Source organism: Streptomyces scabichelini, assembly GCF_011045015.1.
GTDB classification, from domain to species: Bacteria; Actinomycetota; Actinomycetes; order Streptomycetales; family Streptomycetaceae; genus Streptomyces; species Streptomyces scabichelini.
In genome coordinates this window covers 1-4,495 of record NZ_JAAKZY010000383.1, presented here as the reverse complement: position 1 = coordinate 4,495, position 4,495 = coordinate 1, and the positions used below count along the sequence as shown (strand labels likewise).

Sequence of the window (4,495 nt, the reverse complement as noted above, 5' to 3'; positions counted from 1 at the left end):
AGTGGACGGGAACGGGTAGGGGCGGCGGGGGCGGAATAACCGGAGACCGTCTCCTGTTAGGAACGCGCGGACACGACGTCGTACCGAGCAGGAGGCAACCACCGTGGCGGCAGACGAGATACGAGGCGAGACGGCGGGCACCGCTCAGGTGCCACTTTCCGTGCTGGACCTGGTCACCGTGGGCGCGGGCCACACCGCCACCGAGGCCCTGCGCACCAGCGTCGAACTGTCCCGCCTCGCAGAGGCCCGCGGATTCCACCGCTACTGGGTCGCCGAGCACCATTCCATGCCGGGCGTCGCATCGACGTCCCCCGCGGTGATCCTCGCCCACCTCGCCGCCCACACCGACCGCATACGGCTCGGCTCGGGCGGCGTCATGCTGCCCAACCACGCCCCCCTCGTCATCGCGGAACAGTTCGGCACCCTGGAGGCCATGGCCCCGGGCCGTATCGACCTGGGCCTCGGCCGAGCCCCCGGTACGGACGGCGCAACGGCCGCAGCCCTCCGCCGCACCGACCGCCTCAACGAAGGCGCCGACGACTTCCCCCAGCAACTCGCGGAGCTGACCCGCTTCCTGGACGACGACTTCCCCGACGGCCACCGATATGCCCGCATCCACGCGGTCCCGGGCCCCATCCAGGCCACATCCCCCGGCGGCGTACAGTCCCCGCACCGCCCACCCGTCTGGCTCCTCGGCTCCTCCGGCTTCAGCGCCCGCCTCGCCGGCGCCCTCGGCCTCCCGTTCGCCTTCGCGCACCACTTCTCGGCCCAGAACACCATCCCGGCGCTCGACCTCTACCGGGAGTCCTTCACGCCCTCCGAGGTCCTCGACGCCCCGTACGCCCTCATCGGCGTCTCCGCGCTCGCGACGGACGACGAGAAGGAGGCCCGCCGCCAGGTCATGGCCGCCGCCCTGAACATGGTCCGCCTGCGCACCGGCCGCCCGGGACTCGTGCCCACCCCGGAGGAGGCGGAGGCGTACGAATTCAGCCCGATGGAGCGGGAGTTCATCGACTCCTGGAACGCCAACGTCGTCCACGGCACGGCGGACGAGGTCCGCGCCGGCCTCGACGACCTGCACAAGCGCACCGGCGCCGACGAGTTGATGATCACCAGCCACGCCCACAGCGGCGACGTACGCCTGCACTCGTACGAACTGATCGCCGACGCCTATCAGTTGCCGAATCACCTGCCGAATCAGTCGCCGAAGACGCGAACGGCTCAGGTCTGAGGGCAGTCCACCGCCGTCAATAGTGCGGAGATACGATCCGCCGCCACCGGCCGGGAGTACAGCCACCCCTGGCCGGTGTCGCAGCCGATACGGCGCAGCCGGGAGGCCTGCCCGGCCGTCTCCACGCACTCGGCGGTGACCGTGAGCCCCAGCCGGTGGGCGAGTTCGATGAGGGCCTCGACGATGACCTCGTCGGCGGGGTTCGCACGGTTGCCCGCCTCCTCGTACTGGAAGCCCCGCACGAACGAGCCGTCGAGCTTCAGCACGGAGACCGGCAGGCGGCTGAGGTAGGCGAGGTTGGAGTACCCCGTGCCGAAGTCGTCGATGGCGATGCGTACGCCCATGTCGCTGAGCGCCTGCAGTGCCTGGAGCGGTCGGCCCGCCGAGCCCATCACGGCCGACTCGGTGAGCTCCAACTGGAGGAGATGCGGGGCGAGTCCGGTCTCCGTGAGGATCGCCGCGACATCCGCCACCAGGTCCGAGTCCCAGACCTGACGCACCGCCACGTTCACGCTCACGAAGACCGGCGGCACGTCCGGGTGGTCCAGCTGCCAGCGGCGCGCCTGCCGGCAGGCGGTGGCCAGCACCCAACGCCCCAGCTGAACGATCGAACCGTCTTCTTCCGCAAGTCCGATGAACCGATTCGGCGTCAGTGTGCCGAACTGAGGATGGTTCCATCGCACCAGCGCCTCGACCCCGCTCACGCCGCCGTCCTCCATGCACACCAACGGCTGGTATTCGAGAGCGAATTCGCCCTTCTCGATGGCGGGCCGGAGGGTGGAGGAGAGGGCCTGGCGGGTCATGCGGTGGGCATTGCGCTCCGGGTCGAAGAGCGTCCAGCGGGACTTTCCGTCGGCCTTCGCCCAGTACAGGGTCGTGTCGGCGGCCTGCATCAGGCCCGTCGCGGTGGTGTCGGCGGCATGCCGCTCGACGACCCCGATCGAGGCCGAGACCGAGAGCCGCTGCCCGGAGAGGTCGAAGGGCGCCTGGAGGGACGTCAGTACGGACTCGGCCAGCTCCGCCAGCTGGTCCGTACCCGTCGAGTCCTCGACCAGCAGCGCGAACTCGTCGCCGCCGAGCCGGGCGACCAGCGGTGTGGCCGCTCTCGCGTACCCGGCCTCGTTCGCGCAGCGCGTCAGCCGCTCGGCGACGGCCGACAGCAGCCGGTCGCCGACGCGGTGGCCGAGCGTGTCGTTGACCGCCTTGAACCCGTCGAGGTCCAGGTAGCACAGCCCGATCCGGCCGGTGCCCGACTCCTCGTACGCCTCCGCCTCCAGCGCGGCCGACAGGCGCTCGAAGAACAGGGTGCGGTTGGGCAGCCGCGTCACCGGGTCGTGCATCTGCAAGTGCCGCAGACGCGCCTGGAGTTCACGCCGGGCGCTGATGTCGGCGACCGACAGCAGTACGGCCCGCTCCTCCTCGGGCAGCGGCGAGATCGTCACCTGGGCCCAAAGGGAGTGTCCTTCGGGATGTTTGAGACGTCGGGTGCAGCGCAGTCTGGCCTGGCGGCCGCGGAGCACCTCGCGGTACGCGTGCCAGGTGCGGGCGTCGGAGGCCAGGTCGACCAGATCGGCGGCGACCCGGCCCACGAGTCCGTCCGGGCCCGCGCCGAGCAGCGCGGTCAGCGTGTCGTTGGCCGTGACGACCAGACCCTCGCGGTCGACGATGGCCATCGCGACGGGCGCGGCGGCGAAGGTGGCCTGGAAGGTATGGGCTTCGGGGTGGGGAGCCGCGGCCTCGGGGGCGGGTGGAGGCACGGCATCGATGCGTGAAGTCACCGATTCGGCGAGGGAGGTCGCCGGTTCGGTGTGTGGGAGCACCGGTTCGGCGCGTGAGGTCGCCGGTTCGGTGCGTGTGGTACGGGTGTCGACGCATGTGGTACCAGCGTCGACGCGTGGTGCCGTCTGCTCGTGGGAAAGTGGCCGACTGTCACTCTCCGTGACGGTCGGCCGGACGAGGTCTGCCGCAGGCCCCGGCCCGTCGGACGTTCCGCTCACCGTTCGCTCCCGCTGTGCACTCGTTACTCGTACAGGTCTCGTCGGGTGGTCGGCCGGTGGAGGACGGCCGCTCTAGCCGTGTCCGCGCAGGAAAGTGTGCCGATCATAGAGGCTGGCTTTGACGCCTTCCAGCTACTCCTCAGTCTCCCCAATTAACGGGCTCTTCTGACAGATCGTTTCTGCCCGCACGTGGACGGGTTCCTTCAATGGCCGATCGCTTGTGACGTTCCGTGAGTGCTCGGGGTGTCGGTGCTTGTCGGTGATCTTGTGATGCTCTCGTCCGGATGTCGGCTCCCTCACCCTTCTGGTGCAGACAAACAGGGCGTTGGTAATCAAATGTGGTCAGGCTGGGTGCGGTATCCCGAATTCCGCATCCGGAGGTCGACGTGCCGCGTCTGTTCCCTCTCAAGGGGCTCACCCGTGGCTGGGCACGACCTCGTTGGCGTGGTCCTGCGGCCGCCTTCACCTCCATGACGGCGCTGGCCGCCACCTCGCTGGTGACGGGCCCCGCGGTCGCCGTGTCTCAGTCCATGCCCTGTGCCCTGAAGCGGACCGACGCCCACCACTCGGAGGGTCTGGACACCTGGAACGCCTCCTATCCGCGCCCCGTCCGCCGCCTCGACGCGGTGATGGTCTTCCTTTCCTTCCCCGACGCCGCCCCGCGCACCACACCCACCGAACTGACGGCCGACCACTTCCCGACCACCAGCCAATTCTTCGAACGGGCTTCCTACGGCAAGTTCACGCTGCGTCCGCATTCGCTCCGCGAGTGGATCCGGATGCCGCGCGCCTCCACGGCGTACGCCATACAGCGCGACTGGAACTCCGCGCGCCGTGCCGCGTATCTGCGCGACGCCCTCGCCGCGTCCGACGCCCGGGTCGACTTCTCGCGCTACGACGTCGTCTACTTCGTCGCCGATCCGGACGCGCCCGGCGTCGACTCGGACGCGACGAAGGTGGTGAACCTGGAGGTGCCGCTGCGGGCCGACGGCAAGGACATCCGCCGGATCGTCACGGTCTTCGAGCAGCACCCGCCGGACCGGCTGGTCCTGGCCCATGAGACGGGCCACGTCTTCGACCTGCCAGACCTCTACCACCGGCCGACCGACGACAGGGGCGACTGGGACACATACGTCGGTGACTGGGACCTCATGGGCAGCCAGTTCGGACTCGCGCCCGATCTGTTCGGCTGGCACAAGTGGAAGCTCGGCTGGCTGGACCCGCGACAGGTGGCGTGCGTGCAGGGGGCGGGGGCCGGGGGTACGCG

3 protein-coding genes are annotated in these 4,495 nt (G+C 69.8%); 2 read left to right on the top strand and 1 reads right to left on the bottom strand.

All coding sequences use genetic code 11. The features are described 5' to 3' along the window. The first annotated feature begins 103 nt into the window (after positions 1-103). The gene (locus tag G5C60_RS49560) at positions 104-1,231 is read left to right on the top strand and encodes an MsnO8 family LLM class oxidoreductase (protein WP_165270705.1); all 1,128 of its coding nucleotides are present in this window, start codon (positions 104-106) and stop codon (positions 1,229-1,231) included. On the opposite strand, the gene G5C60_RS49555 is transcribed toward G5C60_RS49560, so the two are convergent. Next, entirely contained in the window at positions 1,222-3,228 is a 2,007-nt protein-coding gene (locus G5C60_RS49555) for a putative bifunctional diguanylate cyclase/phosphodiesterase (RefSeq protein WP_165270703.1), read from the bottom strand. The two genes, G5C60_RS49560 and G5C60_RS49555, sit on opposite strands and share 10 nt — an antisense overlap. Before the next feature lie 386 nt (positions 3,229-3,614). Here G5C60_RS49555 and G5C60_RS49550 point away from each other — a divergent pair. After that, the coding region (locus tag G5C60_RS49550) for a M6 family metalloprotease domain-containing protein (RefSeq protein WP_338146151.1) at positions 3,615-4,495 on the top strand (881 nt) is incomplete at its 3' end.